The organism is Campylobacter concisus (assembly GCF_003048575.1).
GTDB lineage: Bacteria > Campylobacterota > Campylobacteria > Campylobacterales > Campylobacteraceae > Campylobacter_A > Campylobacter_A concisus_U.
In genome coordinates, this window is record NZ_PIRZ01000002.1 from 71454 (window position 1) to 93496 (window position 22043).

Here is a 22043-nt window from a genome sequence, read left to right on the forward strand (position 1 = left end):
ATAAAATCCCACTTTTTATATTAACTTTAAGGATAGAAATGAAAAGGACTTATCAACCTCATAAAACCCCTAAAAAACGCACTCATGGCTTTCGCTTAAGAATGAAAACTAAAAATGGCCGAAAAGTAATAAATGCTAGACGTGCCAAAGGTAGAAAAAGATTGGCTGCTTAGCTGGTTTTGAGTCGTTAAACGGCTCAAAAGAATTCTCTCAAGTTTATAAAGAGGCTAGCAAGTGGCATTGTGATGCTTGCATTGTTTTTTATAAACCAACAAATGAAAAAAAAATAGCAGTAGTTGCTAGTAAAAAAGTAGGAAAAGCGGTAGTTAGAAATAGAGCTAAAAGACTTTTGAGAGCCGCTTTTTTTAACATTTCTAGTGAATTAAAAGATGGCACATATATTATGATCGCAAAAAATGGAATTACAGAGATTTCATTTGAAAAAATTTGTAAAAATTTAAGTTGGTCTACAAAAAAAATGGGATGTTTAAAATGAAAAAAATTGCGATTAAAGCTATCGCTTTTTATCAAAAATATATTTCCATACTTCTACCAAAAAGCTGTCGCTATTATCCGACTTGTTCACAATACGCGATTTGGGAATTTCAAACAAATAGTTTTTTTTCTGCTTTTTTTGCAACATTTATGCGAATTTTAAGATGCAATCAACTTTTCAAAGGCGGTATCAACTACCCAATCATCTACAAAAAATTTAACTTATGTTTTATATCTCAAAAAAGTGATACCAAAAATGTAAATTTTTGGTTTGTCCCTTGTCAGAATAGTAAATTTTATGTCGTAAAAGTATTAGATAAATTAAAGGAAAAAAAATAAAATGGAACAGATGTCTATGCAAAAAAGGTTGCTTCTTGCAGCGCTTTTATCTATTGTTTTTTTTATAGTGTATGATTTTTTTATGCCAAAAAGAGTGGTGCCTGAGCAAAACCAAACTACAATGTCTCAAGCAATAGATCAAAATAAAGCTCCAAATACAAATCAAAATACTCCGAAATCAAATGAAAATTTAGCTTCAAATGAGATAATCGCTACTATCAAAGGTCAAAGCTACGAAGCAAAAATAGATAAGCTAGGAAGAATTTCAAAATTCTATCTAACTGAAGAGAAGTATAAAACTGAAGATGGTAACAAAATCGAGCTTGTTTCGCAAAATCCATTGCCACTTGAGCTTAGATTTAACGATAGTACGCTAAATGCCGATGCTTTTAAGGTTGCATATAGCAGTGACGCTAGCGAGATAGATGCCAGCAGGGAGCCTAGAACCATAAAACTTACTCAAAATTTAGATGGCGTTACGATTACAAAAAATATCAAATTTTACCCAAATGGTAGATATGAAGTTGAAGTAAATTTAAGTAAAAATGTTGATTATTTCATCACTCCTGGCTTTAGGCCAAACATCGCAGTAGATAGCTACACAGTTCATGGCGTTATGCTTAGAAACACGGATGATAGCCTAAATATTATAGAAGATGGTGACGCCAAAGAGGTTAAAAACTATGCAAATACCACAATAGCGGCCGCATCTGATAGATACTATACGACGCTATTTTACTCATTTGAAAAGCCATTTGAAGTAGCCGTAGACAAAGATTCTAACAATAATCCTATTCTTTTTGTAAAGGCAAATGATAATTTAAAATTAGGCGCATATATCGGGCCAAAAGAGCATAAAATTTTAAGTTCGATGGACGAGAGACTAAACGATGTTATTGAGTATGGTTGGTTTACATTTATAGCAAAACCGATGTTTGCATTTTTAAATTTCTTGCATAACTACATTGGCAACTGGGGCTGGGCTATAGTTGTGCTAACACTTGTTATAAGGATAGTTTTATTCCCACTTACATACAAGGGTATGCTATCTATGAATAAGCTTAAAGAGCTTGCTCCAAAGGTAAAAGAGCTTCAGACAAAATATAAAGATGATAAGCAAAAAATGCAAGTTCATATGATGGAGCTTTATAAAAAGCATGGAGCAAATCCAATGGGTGGCTGCTTACCGATCTTGCTTCAGATCCCGGTATTTTTTGCGATCTACCGCGTCTTACTAAATGCGATCGAGCTAAAAGGCGCTCCTTGGATACTTTGGATACACGATCTTTCGGTAATGGACCCATATTTTGTATTACCTATTTTGATGGGTCTTACGATGTTTTTACAGCAAAAGCTTACACCAACGACATTTACTGATCCTATGCAAGAAAAGGTGATGAAATTTTTACCTCTTATATTTACATTTTTCTTCGTGACATTCCCAGCTGGTCTTACACTTTACTGGTTTGTAAATAACGTTTGCTCGGTTGTTCAGCAAGTATTTGTAAATAAACTTTTTGAAAAACATAAAAAAGCTGCGGAGGTAAAGGCTTAATGAAAATAGAAGCAAATACCCTTCAAGAGGCATTTCAAAAGGCAGCTGAGAAGCTTAACTGCTCAGTAACCCAGCTTGATATAAAAGTTTTACAGCATCCAAGCAGTGGTTTTTTTGGATTTTTTAAAAGAAGTGCGATCATTGAAGCAAATTTAGAAAATCAGCCAAAACCACAACACAAGCCAAAAAATGATAAAAATTTTGTTAAAAAAAATGATGAGAATGAGACCGTAAAAGAAGATAAAAAGCAAGCTAAAAAACACGATCATAGTGATAAAAAGCGAGGCCCTAAAAAACATAGAGATGAAAAAAGCGAAACTAAATTTGAGCAAAAAGAGCATAAAAATGAAAAGTCAAATTTAAGTGAAAAAAATGAAGCTCTAGCTAAAGATGCATTTGCTCAAAAGAGTGAAGAAGAGGCCGAACCAGGATATGTGATAAAGAGACTTGATGAGCCAAAAGAAATAAAGGAGTCACAAGCTGGTAAAAATGCTCCTAAAAATATTTTAGATAATTCTATTATTGAAAATTTTAACCAAACTGATGAAGAGAGTGCAGCTCAAGCTTTACAAAAAGAAAAAAAAGAAAAAGCAGCAATCGACTTTGATAAAATTTTACCTGAGATCAAAGATGGCATGGACCGTCTTTTTAAGGCAAGTTGTTTTGATATTAGTAAAATTGAAGTTAGCAAATTTGACGATGAAACTGTACTTATAGAGCTTGATGGAGCTGACGCGGCTCTACTTATAGGTAAAGAAGGTTATAGATATAAAGCGATATCTTACATGCTTTATAACTGGTTAAACTCAAAATACAACCTTGCTATCCGCCTTGAGATCGCACGATTTTTACAAAATCAAGAAGCGATGATGGATCAGTATCTAAATGGCGTGATCGAGCGTGTGCAAAATAGCGGTAGAGCCCAGACGAAGCCACTTGATGGGGTTTTGGTTAAGATCGCACTTGAAAAGCTTCGTGAAAAATTTCCAGAGAAATATGTCGGCATAAAAAGTGGCAATGACGGCAAATTTGTCGTTGTAAATGATTTCTTTAAAAAATGAGTGAAACTATTGCGGCCCTTGCCACAGCCTATGGCATTGGCTCAGTTTCTATCGTAAGGCTTAGTGGCAAGGATGCCTTAACTACCTCTTTAAAACTTCTTAAACTTTCAAAATTAGAGCCAAGATACGCGAAACTAGCAAAAATTTACTCTCTTGATGATGAAATTTTAGACGAGGGCATTGTTATATATTTTAAAGCCCCAGCTAGCTTTACTGGCGAAGATATAGTCGAGTTTCAAACGCATGGCGGTATCGTAGTTAGTGAAAGAATTTTAAACGAACTAATTAAAGCTGGTGCAAGGCTTGCTATGCCTGGCGAGTTTAGCAAGCGAGCATTTTTAAATGGCAAGATGGATCTAGCAAAGGCAGAGGCGATGCAAGGGCTTATCACTTCAAAAAGTGAGATCGCAGCTAAAATTTTAACTCGTCAGATGCAAGGCGATCTTAGTAAATTTGTAGGAGAGATAAGGGGTGAAGTGGTCAAAACTCTTGCCTTTGTTGAGACGATGATTGATTATGCTGATGACGATCTGCCCACAAATTTGCTAGATCAAACTAAAGAGATGCTTTTAAGAAATAGCGAGAAGTTAGAGCATATAGCCACTCTTAGTGAGCAAAGAAGAGGACTCATAGATGGCTTTAAGATCGCGATCGTTGGCAAGCCAAATGTTGGTAAAAGTTCTATTTTGAACTCGTTTTTGGCCTACGAGAGAGCGATTGTAAGTGATGAAGCAGGCACAACCAGAGATAGAATAGAAGAAAATTTTAAGATAGGTTCGCATTTAGTTCGCATAATAGACACTGCTGGCATCAGAAAAGATGCTGGAAGGATCGAACAAATCGGCATAAACTACTCGATTTCTGCCATAAACGAAGCTGATATTATCCTAGCTGTTTTTGATGGCTCAAACCCAAGCGATGAGCAAGATAAAGAGATAATCAAGCTCGTTTTAGACTCAAATAAAAAGGCTTTTTTTATATTAAATAAAAGTGATTTATCTTTTAAATTTGACACCAAGCTAGATGGCGCTATCAAAATTTCAGCAAAAACCGATACGAGCGTAGTTTTAAAAGAGCTTGAGGGCTACCTCAAGACACAAGATACCGACGAGATCATGCTAAGCTCAAACCGCCAAATTTTAAGCTGTAAAGAGGCGAGTGAGGCTTTAAAAAGAGCCTTTTTGAGACTCAGCGAAGAGGAGCTAGAAATTTTTGCTTATGAGCTAAATAGTGCGATAAAAGCACTTGCAAGTATTACGAAGCCGTTTGAGAGAAGCGAAATTTTAGACGAAATGTTTAGCAGCTTTTGTCTAGGCAAATGATCAAATTTACTCTCTAGAAAAGGAAAACAATGAAAAAAATCATATCTATAGCCGCTCTAGCTGCGTTGCTGGGCGGTTGCATGCCTTCACAGGATCATCTAACGGCTAACGTAGTATCGCCTGAACCGGACTGGATCAAATATCTAGAAAATGACGGCAGCGTCGGCAATATAGCATTTTTCTCGGAAAATTTAAGCAAAACTTACGCGCTAAAAGACGGCGACGTCATCGGTATGGCGATCGTAAAAAGGGCTGATATGGCGCTGAAACTGGGCGATATGTATGCGCTAAACGGGCTTTCGTTTACGGTACTTGAGCTTGACGACAAGGAAAAATTCGGCTATCGCTACGTAAATATGCGCGATAAAAATGAGCTTGCGACTCTAAGAAATGCTAAAAAGGTCAAATTTTATCAGTTTGGCGGCGGCATATTAGAGAGCGTAGTTTTTAGCGCGGACTCGGGTGCGGTGTGCGAGAGTTTTGCGGCGGATAAGGCGGTAAAAGCTCATGCCGTGACTAATTATTACGATAAAGAAATCGCCGATAATAGCGAGTTTTTTGCGACCGTGATGGATATCGGAGTGAAAAAAGGCAAAAGCGCCGAGATCAAAAATCTAGATTTTAAATTTTTCGTTAGCGACGGTAAGCTAGCTAGTATGCAGACGCGGGCTCGATCTGCGGAATTTAGGAGTAAAGTCATAGACGCCGACGCTAAAAAGCAAGAGCAAATCCTATCAAACATCGTTTGCGCCGCGCCCAAAAACTGATCGTTTTTATCAAATTTAAACGCGAGTGCGAGATGAAAAGTTTATTTCTAGCTGCTATTGCGGCATTGGCGTTTTGCGGTTGCGCTGGCATCGCTAGCAGCGCAAATATAGCGGAGCGAGATGTCTCAAATATCGATGTTCCGGAGGATGACTGGACGAGATATCTGGATACGGACGGCGTCGTTAGAGAGGTTGCCTTTTTGACAGCGTTTTTCTCGCGTGATTTTCGCACTCAGCCTGAGGACGGCGAGGCTACCGGCTTTGCGCTTACTAAAAAAGACGGCGCCAGGCTGCCTTTTAGGCTTGGAGCCGTCTATAAAAGCGGCGATAGAGCGTTTATGCTAAAAGATGCCGATACCGAGGCGGAATTTGATCTAAAAGATGAAGCAAGTGTAACCGAGCTTCGGGACGCTCGGCGGATCAAATTTTACGAATTTAGCTCAAATTTCACGAAAGTAGCGGTTTTTGAGGCGCCGATTTCGGTTTGCGAGGCGTTTCAAAAAGGCGATAACGTGAGCGTGAAATCAGCATCTAGCTACTATGGCGGCGGGCAAAATTTAGAAAAAAGGTATTTTACGGCCGTTATAACGCAGGCAAACATTTCCTCTAAAAGCGGTGCGCCACTTTTAAAATCTCATATAGAAAATTTTACAAATCCAGACGGCCCGCGAGAGGTTGCCGTAAAAACGCCTAAATTTGAGGAAAAAATCCAAAATGAGTTGCGCGGGTATGAGCTGAGGCTTAACCAAATTTGCGCTTTTGGCACGAAAAAAAGAGAGCAAAAATGAAAAACACGATTATTTTTAAGACGGCTGTCGCGGCTGTCGCGGCTGTCGCGGCGTTAGCATTTAGCGGTTGTGCTGGCATCACCAGCGACATAGGCGGCGAGAGAGCGTGGCGTACGTATATGGAAAACGACGCTAGCATACAGCAGATCGGATTTATAACCGAGACTACGGTCTACGAGATGAGCGGCGGTAAAACCGAGGAAAAATTCGGCGATTATATGGGTAGAGCCGAGGTGAAATCGCCGGGCGAGAGCGACTCGGCGAGCCAAAATCTAGGCTGGGTTTATGCAAGCGGCGACGGCGTAAAAACTCTGATAGTGATTGATCTGGATAGCGGTAAAAATGTAGATTTGAGCGATAAAGACGAGATAAAAAAGCTGCAAAGCTCAAAGAAATTTAAGTTTTACGAATTTGGCGGCGGGATCCTTGAGAGTGTGGTTTATAGCGCGCAAAAATCTCCCGTTTGCGAGGCGTTTTTCGGCGGCGAACCTATAAACGCCAGAAGCGTAATGAACTACTACGTGGGCGCATCTGACGAGTTTTTCGCTACCGTGATCGACGCGAAGATAGTCGGCAATAAGGGCTTTGAGATAAAAAATTTGGATTTTAAATTTAACCTGCCAAGCGGCAAACTAGCCGAAGCTAAAGAGCAGGCGACCTCTGCGAAATTTAGAAAAGATGTCATCGAGCAAGACCTCAAAAAGCAAGGGCGTATCCTGCTAAACATACTTTGCTACTATAGCATGCCGAACAAGTAGGCGTTTGTGGCGGGTAATCACCCGCCGAATTTGACGCAGAATCGAATTTGCTTGCGTCAAATTTAGGCTACTAATATATTTAAATTTTAATTTCCACAGCTACTTCAAATTTGGCATTTGTCTAAAATTTGAGCCGCTCGCCGTGACCCGCACTGCAAAAATGCCGATTTTCGGTTAAATTTAGAGCCGAATCAATAACTACAAACAGAATATTTTTAGCTTGCCGTATGAAATTTAGGCTCTTGTTTTATTTGTCAAATTTGTCTCGTTTTCGTCCCTTTGGTTTATCAAGTTTTTATGCGAATTTAAGTAAAATCAACCAAAATTTTTTAAAGGCTAAAAATGGACAAAACTACCGTAGAAGCGCACAAAATCAGCGATGAAGAGTATGAAGAGATCTTAAAAATCCTAGGCCGCGAGCCGAATTTACTAGAGCTTGGCATATTTTCAGCAATGTGGAGCGAGCACTGCAGCTACAAATCAAGTAAAAAATACCTAAACGGCTTTCCGACAAAAGCACCTTGGGTCATCCAAGGACCTGGCGAAAATGCTGGCGTCATCGACGTTGGCGATGGGATCGCAGCTGTGTTTAAGATGGAGAGTCATAACCACCCAAGCTTTATCGAGCCATTTCAGGGTGCTGCCACTGGCGTTGGTGGAATTTTAAGAGATGTCTTTACGATGGGTGCAAGAGTCGTTGCAAACATGAACTCACTTCGTTTTGGCGAGATAAGAGGCGATGGCGAACTAGCCAAAAAGCATAGATATTTACTAAAAGGAAGCGTGGCTGGTATTGGACACTACGGCAACTGCATGGGTATTCCAACAGTTGGCGGCGAAACCACATTTGATCCTAGCTTTAATGGCAATATCCTAATTAATGCCTTTGCACTTGGGCTTTGCAAAAGTGATGAAATTTTCTACGGTAAGGCTGAAGGTGTGGGCAACCCAGTCATTTACGTGGGCTCAAAGACCGGCAGAGACGGCCTTGGTGGCGCTGTTATGGCTAGTGATAGCTTTAATGATGAGAATAAATCGCTTCGTCCAACTGTGCAAGTAGGCGATCCATTTGCCGAGAAGCTACTCATGGAAGCGTGCTTGGAGCTCTTTAAAAAAGACTATATCATCGGCATCCAAGATATGGGCGCAGCAGGACTAACTAGCTCTAGCTTTGAGATGGCTGGCAGAAGCGGTAGCGGCATGAAGATGTATCTAGACCGCGTGCCAATGCGAGAAACTGGCATGACGCCTTATGAGCTAATGCTAAGCGAGTCTCAAGAGCGCATGCTAATATGCGCCAAAAAAGGCTTTGAGCAAAAAGTGCTTGAAATTTTTAGAAAGTGGGATCTTGACGCTGAGATCATCGGCGAGGTCACAAGTAGCGGCGTGATGCAGCTTTACTGGCATGGTGAGCTAGCAGGCGAAATCCCTATCGGCCCACTTAGTGAGGCAGCTCCGGTGCTTGATCGCCCAGTTGCACGTCCAAAATACCTTGATGAGATAGCAAATTTAGAAATTCCAAATAATGTTGATAACAAAACCGCATTTTTTAAGCTTTTAAAAGAGCCAGAAGTACTAAATAAAAGCTTTATCTATGATCAATATGACGCAAATATCCAGACAAATACTATAAAGCAGCCTGGGCACTTAGGCGCTGCAAGTATCAGAGTAAAAGGTACTAAAAAGGCTGTCTCTATGGCTGCGCAGTGCGATCCTAGAGCAAATTTTGTTGATCCTAAAATTGGCGCTGCAAGAGCGGTCGCTGCAGCTGGCAGAAAGGTAGCGATGAGTGGTGCTGTACCACTTGCGATCACCGACTGCCTAAACTACGGCAACCCACAAAATCCAGAGGTAATGTGGCAGTTTAAAGAAGGATGTGAAGGCATAAAAGAGGCTTGCCGTGAGCTAAATACACCAGTCGTTAGTGGCAACGTGAGCCTTTATAACGACACTGACGGCGTTAGCGTCTATCCAACGCCAGCCATCGTCACGGTTGGAGTAAATGAAGATGCAAATTTAAACCTAAAAAGCACATTTTTAAGCGAGGGCAGGGCGATTTACCTTCTTGGCGAGACAAGTGGAGAATTTGCAGCTTCGCTTTACGCAAAGGCGCTATTTGATGTGGTCGGCGGAAAGCTAAAAGAGATTGATTATAAAGCTGAGCGAGCTCTTTGGGATCTAATAATCGAAGCAAATAAAGAGCAAATTTTAGAGTTTGCAAATAGCGTGGGTGTGGGCGGTCTTGCTATCACGCTAGCAAAAATGGCTAGCATCTCAAACATCGGCGTAAATTGTGAAGTGAAATTTAAAGAGCCAAATTTTATCTTTGACGAGAGCTTTTCAAGAGCGGTTGTGGGCGTGAAAGATGAGGCTAAATTTGAAGCGCTTGCGGCTAAATTTGGTGTGAAATTTGAAAAGATCGGCGTTAGTGGTGGCAGAAGATTTAAACTAAATGATATCGATGAGAGTGTGGATGAGATAAGAGAAATTTATCTAAATGAGTTTGCAAAAATCGTTAGAAAAGAGGATTAAAAAATGGCTTTAAAAAAGAGCAAGGTCGCTGAGGCTGAAAATGAGCAAAAGGAAACAGAGCAAGTTGAAAAGCGAGGCGTAGCAAAGCCGCCAGTGCTTTTTAGTAAGACACAAAATTTAATAAAATCGATCGAAAAAAGACTAAATGCTACTTTGATAACTTACTATAATTCAAATGCTGGTAGCGTTTGTGGCAACGATGCGAGTGCTATGTATGAAATTTTAAAGGGTAAAAAGATAGATACTGCTTATCTTTTTATAAAAAGTGACGGCGGAAGTGGTATTGCCGCTCTTAGGATCATTACTACACTTAGAAATTACTGCAAAAATTTAATAGCCTTAATACCTGCAAACTGCGCCTCGGCTGCTACCATGATGGCACTTGGTGCAAATGAGATCGTCATGGGGCCACTTGCCTATCTAACGCCTGTTGATACCTCGCTCAAACACGAGCTTAGCCCGACAAACAAAGGTAATGAGCTTGTGAGCGTTTCGATGGATGAACTTAGTCGTGTGGTCAAGCTTTGGAAAGAGCAAGATAAAGATAGGCCAAATGATACAAACCCTTATAACTCACTTTATGAGTATATCCATCCGCTAGTATTTGGTGCGGTTGATCGTGCTAGCTCGCTATCGCTTAAGATTTGCACCGAGCTTCTTAGGTATCACATCGAGGACGATAAAAAGATCGCAGAAATTTCTGAAAGGCTAAATGGCGACTACCCAGCTCATGAATATCCAATCCTCTTTAGAGAGGCGCACGAGATCGGCCTTCATGTAAAAAAGATGGATGATGATCTAAATGAAATGCTTCAGGAGCTAACGCTACTTTACTCTGAGATGGGTCAGCGAGCTTTTACTGACTATGATGAAAATAGCTACCACGATAACAATATCGCAAATATCATTGAAACAAATGGCAAGCAAATTTATTATCAGATAGATAAAGACTGGTTCTACCGCCCTGAAGAGCGTCGCTGGAATGTGATGAACGACGAGAGCTCTTGGCGTAAAAACGAGCTAGTAAATGGCAAAATAAAAAATACTATCTATCACTTGTGGTAACATGTCTGGTATCTTATTTTTATTGATACTAGGCGGTGCTATATTTTTGCTGCTAAAGGTACAGTTAAGCAATAACCGCAGAAAACAAGCAAACGTAAATGAGGCTAAATTTTTAGTCTCACTCTTGGCAAAAGTGGCTAAAAGTGACGGCAGAGTAGGCGAGTTAGAAGCTAGGCTTATTAGTCAGGTACTTGATGATCTAAGTAAAAAAGTTAGTGGCGTTAGCGGTGTGCGTGAGTATCTAAAAGATGTCTATAATAGTCAAAAAGAGAATGTAGATAACGCCTATGAAACTGCTAGAAACTATAAGCGTGCGTTTAATCTAAACTACGATACATGTGTCGCTAGACTCACATTTTTTCTAAATTTAGCCTATATTGATGGAGAATTTAACAAAAGCGAGCAAGATGTTATAAGAAATATCGCTTATGGATTTGGCATCGACAAAGAGACGCTTGATGAGATAATCTATAAATTTGATAGCTTTTATGGTTCAAGATTTGAGGCAAATCCCGATGAAATGGTCCAAGAAAAAGATGCATTTGAGGTTTTAGGACTTAGTAAAAATGCAAGTCTTGAAGAGGTAAAAGCTCGCTATAAAGAGCTTGTAAGGCAGTATCATCCCGACATTTTAATGGGTAGGGGCGAGAGTAAAGAGGTGATAGAGCGCTCAACTAAAAAGCTTCAGGAGATAAACGAGGCTTATGGACGATTAAAAGAGAAATTTGGAGTTTAGATGAAGAAAATTGCTATTTTGCTTTTGGCGGCGGTTGCCTTTTGTAAAGAGCTAAGCGTGACCGATCTTAATGGCAATGAGATCAAATTTGAACTAAAAAATAACGCACTTTTTGAAAATGGTAAAAAAATAGGCGACTACAACAAAACAAGTAGTGTTAGTATTATTCTCGCCAGCTATAGTGGCATGGAGGGTAGTTTTAAGGCCGTAAAGACTAAAAATTTAAATGAATTTAAAGAGTATATATTTTCAGATGAAGGCGGCATAAAGGTCGTCAAATTTAGCTCAAAAGCGCCGATATGTGAGGCTTTTAGCAAAGGTGAAGCGATAAATTTAAGCGTGCTAAATTCTAGCTACTTTAATGGCAGACAAATTTCAAGATATGCTTTTAGTGTTGATATCGTTGATGGCAAGTTAGAAAATTTAAATAAAAATAGCCATTTTGTCATAAAATCAAGCGATGAAAATTTAAAAAAACTTGAAAGCATAACAGAACAAAATATTAAAAAAGATACAGCTATGGGGTTACTTGTGCTTGAAAAAGCGATGTGTTTGGCAGAGAAATAAAATAAATTTAATCAATCTAAAGGAGAAAAAATGAGAGAAATTTTGCTAGCAGTTATTATAGCGATAGGATTAAGCGGGTGTTTTGCTCCTCCAGAACCTATGTATTTTAAGACGCAAGACAAGGTTGTCGAATATAGTTTTGACGACAAAGGTAAATTATATGAAGATGGAAAATTACTCGGAGACTACACTGATATCTCACGGGAAACACAGGTGTTACTTAGAGATGATAGTGGCAAATCCTATGTAAATTTCAATATTTATAAAACAAAAGGCGTGAAGTCGGCAACTATATATCTGTTTCAGCGAGAATCGGAATTTGCTGCTATCACAACAAAGGGTAGTGGTGATAGCATTTGTTACGCTTATATGGCAGGAGAGAATTTAGATATTAGTGGATTCGCAAGTGTTTATAACAAAGAAGATATACTTTTTTCATACACTTTTGAGGGCACGTTAGACAAAAAAGAGTCCAAAATGCAAAAAATTAATGAATTGTATGTTAGTAGAAGTTTCTTGGATGCTAATGGTGGCGAGGAAAAATCAAAAGTGATTAGTGGAGAGATAATCAAGCTATATGGTTCTCATAAGCTAAAATTTATAAGAGATATTTTGAGTAAAGAGTGTAGATGATAAAATTTAATAAAGGAGAAAAAATGAGAGCATTGCTTAGCGTTAGCGATAAAGAGGGCATTGTAGAGTTTGCAAAGGGGCTAGAAGAGCTTGGCTGGCAGATACTTTCAACTGGCGGCACCTATAAACTTTTAAAGACTGAGGGTGTCAAAGCGACTGAAGTTAGCGAATTTACGGCGTCACCTGAGATGTTTGAGGGCAGGGTAAAGACTCTTCATCCAAAAATACATGGCGGTATTTTACATAAGCGCGACGATGCTACACATGTGGCTCAGGCAAAAGAGTATGGCATCGAGGGCATTGACCTAGTTTGCGTAAATTTATATCCATTTAAAGAGACTACCATCAGGACTGATGACTTTGCTGAGATCATCGAAAATATCGACATCGGCGGCCCAGCTATGGTAAGAAGTGCTGCTAAAAACTTTAAAGACGTACTTATAGTTACAAGTGTGCTTGATTATGATGAAATTTTAAAGCGCTTAAAAGAAAAAAGCGATGGTTACGAGTTTAGAAGATCGCTGATGATAAAGGCTTACGAGCACACAGCAGCTTATGATAGCATGATCGCAAACTATATGAATGATAGATTTAACGGCGGTTTTGGCGATGCTAGATTTATCGTGGGAAGTAAGGTTTTTAACACCAGATACGGCGAAAATCCACATCAAAAAGGCGCGCTTTATGAGTTTGATTATTTCTTTACAAACAACTTTAGAGCCCTAAAAGGCGAGGCTAGCTTTAATAACATGACCGATATAAACGGAGCATTGATGCTTGCAACTAGCTTTGATGATGCTCCAGCAGTGGCTATCATCAAGCACGCTAACCCTTGCGGCTTTGCAGTAAAAGATACCTTGCTTGAGAGCTACGAGGCTGCGCTTAAGTGCGATCCGATCTCAGCTTACGGCGGTGTGGTTGCAATAAATGGCACACTTGATGAGAAGCTAGCAAAAAAGATAAATGAAATTTACGTTGAGGTAATAATCGCTGCAAATGTCGATGATGCAGCTCTTAAAGTATTTGAGAGTAAAAAACGCATCAAAATTTTCACTCAAGACAATAAATTTTTAGTTCGCTCAAATGATAAATTTGACTTTAAGCACGTTGATGGTGGATTTGTATTTCAAGAAAGAGACTATGTAAAAGACGAAGAGCTTGAAAATATGAAGCAAATGAGTAAGAAATTTGCAACTGGTGGCGAGCTAAAAGATGCTCAGATCGCGTGGAAAGTGGCTGCGCTAACGAAGAGCAACTGTGTAGTTTATGTAAAAGATGGCGCAATGGTAGCTATTGGCATGGGTATGACAAGCCGCGTTGATGCTGCTCGTGCGGCCGTGGCAAAGGCAAAAGAGCTAAAGATCGATCTAAGTGGCTGCGTACTTGCAAGTGAGGCATTCTTTCCGTTTAGAGATAGTATCGATATCGCCAGCAAAGTGGGCGTAAAATGCGTCATCGAGCCAGGCGGTAGCATCAGAGATGATGAGGTGATAGAGGCTGCTGATGAGCATGGCATGTCGCTATACTTTACTGGCGTTAGACACTTTTTACACTAAAATTTAGGGGCGCTTGCCCCTTTCTTCACACTTTATAACTTTAATTTTCGTATAATCTTTCAAAAATGAAAGGAGATAGAATGAAAAAAATCTTAAAATTTATCTTAATGGCGGCAGTGTTTTTTGGTCTAAATTTGATGGCAAAAGATGAGCTTATAAAGGAGCAGACGATGGCAGGGCAAAATTTAAAAGAAATTTATCTAGCAGGCGGTTGCTTTTGGGGTATGCAGGGATATTTTAAAAAGATATTTGGCGTAGTGGATACAAAGGTAGGCTACGCGAATGGCAAGAGCGAAAATACTAGCTACCGCGAGCTTCATGAGAGTGATCATGCTGAGACACTTTATGTAAAATACGACGAAAATAGAGTCGCTTTGGCTGAAATTTTGGCTCACTTTTTTAGAGTGATCGATCCGACCTCGCTAAACAAACAAGGCAATGACGTTGGTAGGCAGTATAGAAGCGGAATTTACTATGTGAGCGAAAGTGATCTGCCAACGATAGAGAGCTTTATGAAGATAGAGCAAAAGAAATTTAAAGATAAGATCGTGGTTGAGGTGGCGCCACTTAAAAATTTCGTCTTAGGCGAAGAGTATCATCAAGACTATCTTGATAAAAATCCTTTTGGATATTGTCACATTGATCTAGGCTTAGCTGATAAACCGCTTTACGATGAGGCGAAATTTAAGCCGCTTAGTAAAGATGAGCTAAAGAAAAATTTAAGTAGCGAGCAGTATGCCGTGACGCAAGAAGCAGCGACTGAGAGGCCATTTAGTAGCGAGTATGATAAATTTGATCAAAAAGGAATTTATGTAGATATCACGAGTGGAAAGCCACTTTTCTCAAGTGCAGATAAATTTGATGCAGGATGTGGCTGGCCAAGCTTTACAAAGCCTATCACGACAACAGCTCTTTCGTATAAGGAGGACAACTCGTTTATGATGAAAAGGGTCGAAGTTAAGTCTCAAAATAGCGATGCGCACCTTGGGCATGTTTTTGACGATGGCCCAAGCAATAAGGGTGGGCTAAGATATTGCATAAACGGTGCGAGCCTTAAATTTATACCGCTTGAAGACATGGCTAGGCTGGGATATGAGGAATTTATACCTTACGTAAAATAGCTTTTGTTGAAGCAAATCAATAGTTTAAAAAGTTTAATCAGAGTATAATTCTCCAAAATTAAAAGGAGAAAAAATGAGCGATTTTTTCAAAAATGCGGAGCAGTTTAATGTCGATGGTGCAACCGTGCCATTTTATAAATTTAATGAAAATGGTGTAAATTTTGTTGGCTTTGACTCACGTCCTTGCGTGCCGCCAGAGCCAATGGTCAATGCATTAATCGCTATTAAATTTGCTGATAAAAACACAAAAATTATGATGCTAAATCATAAATTTCCAGCTGGTCTTATACCAAAGATAGATAAGAGCTTTGATATAGAGCGTGAAGATATAGATGGTGGGGCTGTAAAGATGATTTTTAGCCTAAAAGACGGTGCAAACATAGAAGACGTAGATACGAGTCTTTGCCACTAAGATGCTTTTAAATACTTATGCACCACCATTTAAGCTAGTTGGTGGATATTTTATTGCTGGAATTTTCTTTTTAGTATTAAGTGTGGTGGCATTCTTTTATGCAGATTTTGATGCTATCAGCTCACTAAATACAGCTGGTTTTTTGCATATATTTTTTGTTGGCTTTGTTATGAGCATTATCATCGGAGCGCTCTATCAGCTAACCTCAGTCATCTTAGAAAAGCCATTTTTTACCGCAAAAGGTGCTATTTTAAATTTGGCTATTTTTTGTCTATCGTTGCTGGGCATGTGCTACGGGATGCTATTTGCTGAGGCTAAAATTTTACAAATTAGTGGAGTTTTGCTTTTTTGCTCGCTTGCTTTTTTTGCTACGACTTATGCATTAAGCTTTATGGATAATGAAAAAAAGAGCTTTGCGGCCTTTGCACTTTTTGTTTCAGCTATATTTTTGCTAATTGGAATAACGCTTGGTTTTTGCTTGCTTATGATACTTAGTGGCACGCTGATGCTTGATTTTGAGATGACGTTAAAATTTCACGTTTATTTTGTGCTGGGATTTGTATTTCTTGTGATACTTGGAGCTGCTAGTGTACTCTTGCCTATGTTTGCGCTAGCTCATGATCTAAAATTTACACTTAGTAAAGCCTCACTAGCATGCTATATTTTGGGTGGTATCTTACTAGTTTTTAATGAAAATTTGTCTGTTTTGTCAATATGTGTGGCGGCTTTACTTTTTATAGCTCAAGCGCTTTATATTTTAAAAAAACGCGTTAGAAAGGCGTATGATTACTGGAATGTAAATATCGTACTTTCGTTGGTGGCTTTGCTTGGTGCTGCTGTTTTTATAGCTTTGGATAAATTAAATTTAGCTGCATATTTTTTAATATATGGCTTTTTGTTTGCTTTTATCGTAGCTCATCTTTACAAGATCGCACCATTTCTCATATGGTATCACTACGTAGCTCCTTTTGTCGGAAAGGTAAAAGTGCCACTTCTTGATGCCATGATACTAAAAAAGATAGCTTATTTTGGTATAGCTTTTAATGCTATCTCGCTTCTTTGCTATCTTCTCTCAACTTGCTTTGAACTAGAAATTTTAGTGCAAGCTAGTATGATGTTTATAGCTCTTAGTATAGTTTTGCTATCGATAAATATAATAAATATTTTTAGATTTACTGGTTTTAAAGGATAAAAAATGAAAGAAAAAATTTATAACGCACTGTCAAATATCGTTGATCCAGAAGTTGGCTTTGATATCGTTTCGCTCGGACTTATATATGATGCGAGCTGCGATGAGAATGGCAAAGCAAAAGTTACTATGACGCTTTCAACCAAATCTTGCCCACTGCACGAAATGATACTTGGCTGGGTAGAAACTGCCGTGCTTGATATAGAAGGTGTCAAAGAGTGTGAGATCGATCTTGTCTGGGAGCCTGAGTGGAATATACAAATGGCAAGTGATTTTGTAAAAGCACAACTTGGAGTTTAAATTTTAAGTTTTTAGATTTGCTAGAGAGCAAAAGCTCTCTAGAAATTTTAAGGAGTTTGTTTTTTATTAGTCCATTTGATGGCGCATAAATGATGGCACATCAAGTTGTGACATATAGTCTTCGTCATATCCACCACTAACTTTTTTAAGTCTTAATATACGCTCTTTTTTTATGATATCGCTTGCATTAGAAGTTTGTATTTCATCTTTTTTTTCAGCTTCTTTTTGTGAGCTTTGAAAACCTGTTGCTATTATTGTAACTTCAACTTTATTGTCTTCTATTTTGTCATCAGTTGTTGTACCAAATATAATTTCAGCATCTTCATCCGCTGCCTCATGAATAATACTCATCGCATTATTGATATCAGCTAGTGGGCAACTAGGGCTTATTCTAAAATGAACTAAAATACCAAATGCACCATTTATTGTCATGTTATCAAGAAGTGGTGATTGTATAGCATTTTTTATAGCTTCTTGCGCTGCATCCTCGCCACTTGCTTCGCCAACACCCATTAAAGCTAGTCCTCTATGGCTCATAATCGTTCTAACATCTGCAAAGTCTAGATTTATGTCGCTTTTTCCTGAGTCAAGTACGATCGTACTCATACCATTGACGGCTCTTGCAAGTACTTCATCAACCATTTCAAAGCTTTCTTTTATGCCAGCATTTTTATCAATTAATGTTAGGAGTTTATCGTTTGGAATGACTACAATAGAATCGCTTTCTTTTCTAAGTTCTTCAAGGCCGCAATCAGCCAATTTTCTACGTTTTTTTCCTTCAAACATAAAAGGCATAGTAACAACTGCAACTGTTAGCGCACCAATGTCTTTTGCAGCTTGAGCAACTACTGGAGCTGCGCCTGTACCAGTTCCACCACCAAGTCCTGTACCAATGAAAACTATATCTGATGTCTCAAGTGCACTTTTTACTTCATCGTAGCTCTCTTCAGCAGCAGCTTTTCCTATTTCAGGTCTCATACCCGCACCTAGACCTTTTGTCGTCTTTTCTCCAAGCTGTATTTTTGTATGTGCAAGAGAATTTTCAAGAGCCTTAGCATCTGTATTAGCAACAATAAGATCTATATTTAAATTCGGATTAACTCTTATTATGTGGTTGACCATATTGCCACCACCTCCACCTACACCTACGACCTTTATCTTTGCACCATAGATGCTTTTATTTTCTTCTACTGTGAAGCTACTCATTTTTGAAATTCTCCTTAAAATAATTGTGTAATACTATACCAAAATTTTGCAAAAGCATTTGGCTTTTTTTCTTGTTTACTAATATCTGCAATATTGGCAAGCTCTTCTTTATTTTTTGTTTTATTTGCTGCCTCTAATTCAAAATCTTTATCAGAAAAACTATCCTCTTTTTCATTTGGATCCTGCACCTCTTGTCCAAAATTTTGTACATTATCTTCTTCTACAAAAACATTTCTAAAATTTGCTTTCGGTTTTGAGGCTATTTCCCCTTGGTATCTCATTTTTTTCTCAGAATCAATCTCGTATGGGCTAAAGTTGCCAGCACCATACAAACAAAGCCCTATAGCACAAGAATTTGCTGGATCTCTTAAAATTTCAAATAATCCATCCATTTCTTTTGGTTTTGCTATACGAACTGGCATTTTGTCAAATATTGCGGATGCAAGATCCCTAATACCTTCTAACTTAGTCATACCGCCAGTAAGTATTATTCCGGCACCAATGCTATCTTTATAGCCGCTATCTTCTAGCATTTTAGCAAGTACCATAAGGGTTTCTTCTGCTCTGGCATATATAACATTTGATATTATGTCTAGTGAAACTTCGTGGCTTTTTGTTTCATCTCCAAGGATCGGAAGCTCTATTAGATCAACTGACTTATTTATTAAAGTACCATAGCCTAATTTTATCTCTTCTGCCTTTGGAAGAGGTGTATGAAGAGCCATAGAAAGATCATTTGTAATATTTGCTGAGCCAACAGGTAAAAATTCATTGTATCTTATAGAATTTCCAGAATGTACTACAAGATTACAAGTAGCACCACCCATATCAACAAGTGCGGCACCAAGTTCTTTCTCATCTTTTGTTAATGTTGCTATCGCAGAAGCATATCCTGAAAGGACTATGTTATCCAGTTGAACACCTGCTAAATTTACGGCTTTTCTTAGGTTGCTAATAGATGACTTTTGTACTGTAACAATATGTGTTTGAACTTCTAGCCTGCTACCATTCATGCCTATTGGATCTTCAATATGTTCTTGTCCATCTACTTTAAAATTGTAAGGAAGAACATGTAGCTTTTCATACTCATGAGGTATATCAGCTGTATGATCGGCCATTTGCATAGCACGTTCGATCTCTTTTATACCTATTTCATGATTTGGTATATTCACTACACCACTACTGTCAACGCTTTTTGTATACGCACCAGAAATAGAAACTATGACTTTTTCATAGCGTGTTCCTGCAACTCTTTGTGCTTCTATTAATGCATTTTTTATTGACTTTGCAGCTTGCTCAATATTGGTTATAACACCTTTTCTTATTCCTTGTGTTTTTTCAGTTCCAATTCCAATTATCTTAATACCATTTTCATCATGTTGTGCTATTACTGCACAAATCTGAAAAGAGCCGATATCTATACCTAAAATTTTTGTACTCAAGATAATTACCTTTTGATATATTCTTTAATTTCATAGTATTTTTTCAGTTTGTTTGTTAAATCTTTTATTAACTCATTATTTTTAAGCATTGTAACGTTTTGCTGTGTTATTTGCTTATAGTTATTATCCATATTATCTACAAGCAACCTTTGTTCCAAAATATCGTATATAACGGCCTTATCCTCTAATATAACATAATCTTTTTTATTGTTAGTTTCAAAAAGTTGAGAAACAAAAGTTCTAGTCTCACTTTCATTTAGTCCTGAGATAGAGCTATTTATATCTCTACTAATAAAGCCTATATCAGTTCCTTTGAAATTTTGTAAAGACTCTTTTGCCATAGTTGTTAAGTTTTCTTTTTTCTTTTTATCTTTGTAAATTTCAAGTACCATTGCTCTTGCTTGTTCAAAACTCATGGGTTGTGGAGGAGTTATGCTTTTTACCCTAACTATCAAATATCCATCTTTATATGTAAATGGTTTTATAACCTCACCAACTTTTGCCCCTTTTATTTCATCAAGTGAGAATGTCGCATTATCTTCATTTACACTAACAAATTCATTTGTTGCAAGCTCGGCTTTTTTGATAGAGGTATATTTTTTTAAAGCATCAGTCTTACTTTTCTCGATATTGTAGTCTTTAATAACTTCAGTCTTTACTTCGTCAAATGATTTGATTTTATCATCAGAGCCTTTATATCTCTCCTTATTTTCGTTATAGTAGTCACTCAAAGTAGTTTGATTTGCATCATTTTTATTTGACTCTATAAAGTATGTTTCTAGACCGTATATGGTCTTTGTCATATAGTTGTTTTTATTTATTTCCCAAAGATCCTTTAGCTCTTTTTCATCTATTTTTATATCACTTTGATTAGCATTTATTATCTGTATTGCTAATTTGTCTTGCATAAAAAAGCTTGCTTCCATCATTGCAATGTCTTCTTTATTGGCTGGTAAATTTAAAATAGTTCTAAGCTTATCAAGCAGTATTGTTAGTTTTAAATTTTCTTCAAAATCAGTTGGATTTATTCTGGCCCTTCTTAAAATATCGTAGTATAAATTTTTATCAAAAGCACCATCTTTTTGAAATGTTGGATCAACGATTATATATTTTAAAATATCATCTTTGCTAACACTAAGACCTATATCGTCTGCAAAATTTAATAGTAAATTCTCTTGAATTGTAGCCTGAAGTGCAGCATTTTGTAATCCTAACTCATTGGCCTTTTCTTGCGTTAATTTACCATCAAAAAGATTATTGTAGTATTGATACAAACTATCATATTTTTGTTGTAGTTCTTGAATGCTTATATTTCTGTGTCCTACTTTTGCTACTGAAGTGGCTCGATTGCTGTTTAAATCATATGCTCCCCAGCCTACAAAGCCTGCTCCGACAAAGGCTATTGTACTTACCCAAATGGTAACAACTAGGTATTTTTTATGTTTTTGCATCCAAGACAACATTAAATTTTCCTTTAAAAGACTAACGAAATTTGTATGATATATTATATAAAATTGCCTTAAATAAGCTTAAAATAGGGGCTTTAAAAATACCTTTGTGAAGAATTTTGCTAACAATTTTTTAGCATTGTTAGCAAAATTTTTAAATACTATAATCGCTATAACCACTAGTTAAATGAAGCAATTTGCAGCTATTTTCTAGCAAAGCTATCTCTTTTGCAAGAAGTTGTGGGCTTCTGCTGTATGCATAAATACCATATCCTTTAATAATAATAATGTTTGTATTTTTTTCTAGCATGTATCTATAAATTTCAGTTTCTGCACGCTCATACCAGTCATCATATTGTTTTGGATCATAGACTGAAATTTCATTAAATCTCATATACCCAAAATAATCTTTCGGTACGATTTTTTCATGTTTCATTGCATAGGCAGTTGCGTATGGTGGCATCGCGTAGCAAACAAATCTTGCCTCATTTATATTTTTATAAATATTTAAGTGTATATCAGCATCAAGACTAGCTTCATTCCAACGATAGTCTTTTTTTGATGAAAGAAGCGTCAAGTCATCATCTTTTAAATTATCAAAAATGGCATTTTGTTTATTGATTATAAATTGATTTTTTTCGACTCTTGCCGAAATCGAGCCGTGAAAGACGCCAAAAAAATTCTTTCTAAACATAGAAAGTGATATTGTTTTTATCTCATTTATTGAGTGTTCTAGCTCCATTTTTTTCTC

At 37.7% G+C, this 22043-nt stretch carries 23 protein-coding genes; 19 read left to right on the plus strand and 4 right to left on the minus strand.

What is annotated here, in order from left to right; all coding sequences use genetic code 11:
* Positions 1-38: 38 nt before the first annotated feature.
* The 19 genes from rpmH to CVS84_RS02620 all read left to right on the plus strand — a co-directional run bounded on the left by rpmH (position 39) and on the right by CVS84_RS02620 (position 17196).
* Positions 39-173: a 50S ribosomal protein L34 gene (gene rpmH / locus CVS84_RS02530; RefSeq protein WP_002940373.1), complete on the plus strand. Its 135-nt coding sequence runs from the start codon at positions 39-41 to the stop codon at positions 171-173.
* A complete protein-coding gene (rnpA, locus tag CVS84_RS02535) occupies positions 161-496 on the plus strand; it encodes a ribonuclease P protein component (RefSeq protein ID WP_107691032.1) in 336 nt (111 codons plus the stop codon). Before rpmH ends, rnpA begins: the two co-directional genes overlap by 13 nt.
* Positions 493-834 (plus strand): membrane protein insertion efficiency factor YidD, encoded by a 342-nt coding sequence (yidD, locus tag CVS84_RS02540; RefSeq protein ID WP_107691033.1) that lies wholly within the window; start codon positions 493-495, stop codon positions 832-834. Before rnpA ends, yidD begins: the two co-directional genes overlap by 4 nt.
* Before the next feature lies 1 nt (position 835).
* On the plus strand, positions 836-2389 hold the full coding sequence (gene yidC / locus CVS84_RS02545; protein WP_107691034.1) for a membrane protein insertase YidC: 1554 nt from the start codon (positions 836-838) through the stop codon (positions 2387-2389).
* Positions 2389-3450 (plus strand): Jag N-terminal domain-containing protein, encoded by a 1062-nt coding sequence (locus tag CVS84_RS02550; RefSeq protein ID WP_107691035.1) that lies wholly within the window; start codon positions 2389-2391, stop codon positions 3448-3450. Before yidC ends, CVS84_RS02550 begins: the two co-directional genes overlap by 1 nt.
* Entirely contained in the window at positions 3447-4772 is a 1326-nt protein-coding gene (mnmE, locus tag CVS84_RS02555; RefSeq protein ID WP_107691036.1) for a tRNA uridine-5-carboxymethylaminomethyl(34) synthesis GTPase MnmE, read from the plus strand. The genes CVS84_RS02550 and mnmE overlap by 4 nt, the downstream gene beginning before the upstream one ends.
* A 29-nt stretch (positions 4773-4801) precedes the next feature.
* Positions 4802-5539, plus strand: coding sequence for a hypothetical protein (locus CVS84_RS02560; RefSeq protein ID WP_107691037.1), 738 nt, complete (start codon positions 4802-4804; stop codon positions 5537-5539).
* A 32-nt stretch (positions 5540-5571) separates the two neighbouring features.
* On the plus strand, positions 5572-6327 hold the full coding sequence (locus CVS84_RS02565; protein ID WP_107691285.1) for a hypothetical protein: 756 nt from the start codon (positions 5572-5574) through the stop codon (positions 6325-6327).
* On the plus strand, positions 6324-7085 hold the full coding sequence (locus tag CVS84_RS02570; protein WP_107691038.1) for a hypothetical protein: 762 nt from the start codon (positions 6324-6326) through the stop codon (positions 7083-7085). Before CVS84_RS02565 ends, CVS84_RS02570 begins: the two co-directional genes overlap by 4 nt.
* Positions 7086-7427: 342 nt before the next feature.
* Entirely contained in the window at positions 7428-9617 is a 2190-nt protein-coding gene (purL, locus tag CVS84_RS02575) for a phosphoribosylformylglycinamidine synthase subunit PurL (protein ID WP_107691039.1), read from the plus strand.
* A gap of 3 nt (positions 9618-9620) precedes the next feature.
* On the plus strand, positions 9621-10682 hold the full coding sequence (locus CVS84_RS02580) for an SDH family Clp fold serine proteinase (RefSeq protein ID WP_103649386.1): 1062 nt from the start codon (positions 9621-9623) through the stop codon (positions 10680-10682).
* Between the two features lies 1 nt (position 10683).
* On the plus strand, positions 10684-11418 hold the full coding sequence (locus tag CVS84_RS02585) for a TerB family tellurite resistance protein (RefSeq protein ID WP_107691040.1): 735 nt from the start codon (positions 10684-10686) through the stop codon (positions 11416-11418).
* Positions 11419-11985 carry a hypothetical protein gene (locus CVS84_RS02590; protein ID WP_107691041.1) on the plus strand — a complete coding sequence of 189 codons (567 nt, stop codon included), beginning with the start codon at positions 11419-11421 and terminating at the stop codon, positions 11983-11985.
* Between the two features lie 30 nt (positions 11986-12015).
* Complete coding sequence (locus CVS84_RS02595; protein ID WP_103582647.1) at positions 12016-12618, plus strand: hypothetical protein; 603 nt, start codon at positions 12016-12018, stop codon at positions 12616-12618.
* A 23-nt stretch (positions 12619-12641) separates the two neighbouring features.
* The gene (gene purH, locus CVS84_RS02600; RefSeq protein WP_107691286.1) at positions 12642-14174 is read left to right on the plus strand and encodes a bifunctional phosphoribosylaminoimidazolecarboxamide formyltransferase/IMP cyclohydrolase; all 1533 of its coding nucleotides are present in this window, start codon (positions 12642-12644) and stop codon (positions 14172-14174) included.
* Between the two features lie 80 nt (positions 14175-14254).
* Positions 14255-15295, plus strand: a complete 1041-nt coding sequence (gene msrB, locus CVS84_RS02605) for a peptide-methionine (R)-S-oxide reductase MsrB (protein ID WP_107691042.1) — start codon at positions 14255-14257, stop codon at positions 15293-15295.
* Positions 15296-15368: 73 nt separating this feature from the next.
* Positions 15369-15707, plus strand: a complete 339-nt coding sequence (locus CVS84_RS02610) for a hypothetical protein (protein ID WP_021090578.1) — start codon at positions 15369-15371, stop codon at positions 15705-15707.
* Position 15708: 1 nt separating this feature from the next.
* Complete coding sequence (locus tag CVS84_RS02615; protein WP_107691043.1) at positions 15709-16899, plus strand: peptidase M50; 1191 nt, start codon at positions 15709-15711, stop codon at positions 16897-16899.
* A gap of 3 nt (positions 16900-16902) precedes the next feature.
* Positions 16903-17196, plus strand: a complete 294-nt coding sequence (locus CVS84_RS02620) for a metal-sulfur cluster assembly factor (RefSeq protein ID WP_021091019.1) — start codon at positions 16903-16905, stop codon at positions 17194-17196.
* Positions 17197-17262: 66 nt separating this feature from the next.
* On the opposite strand, the gene ftsZ is transcribed toward CVS84_RS02620, so the two are convergent.
* From ftsZ to CVS84_RS02640, 4 genes are all read right to left on the minus strand, one after another.
* On the minus strand, positions 17263-18402 hold the full coding sequence (gene ftsZ, locus CVS84_RS02625; protein ID WP_103649381.1) for a cell division protein FtsZ: 1140 nt from the start codon (positions 18400-18402) through the stop codon (positions 17263-17265).
* Positions 18403-18416: 14 nt separating this feature from the next.
* Positions 18417-19844 carry a cell division protein FtsA gene (gene ftsA / locus CVS84_RS02630; protein WP_107691044.1) on the minus strand — a complete coding sequence of 476 codons (1428 nt, stop codon included), beginning with the start codon at positions 19842-19844 and terminating at the stop codon, positions 18417-18419.
* Positions 19845-19849: 5 nt separating this feature from the next.
* Positions 19850-21307, minus strand: a complete 1458-nt coding sequence (locus CVS84_RS02635) for a peptidylprolyl isomerase (RefSeq protein ID WP_107691045.1) — start codon at positions 21305-21307, stop codon at positions 19850-19852.
* Between the two features lie 139 nt (positions 21308-21446).
* Positions 21447-22034, minus strand: a complete 588-nt coding sequence (locus CVS84_RS02640) for a class II aldolase and adducin N-terminal domain-containing protein (protein WP_087584331.1) — start codon at positions 22032-22034, stop codon at positions 21447-21449.
* Positions 22035-22043 lie beyond the last annotated feature (9 nt).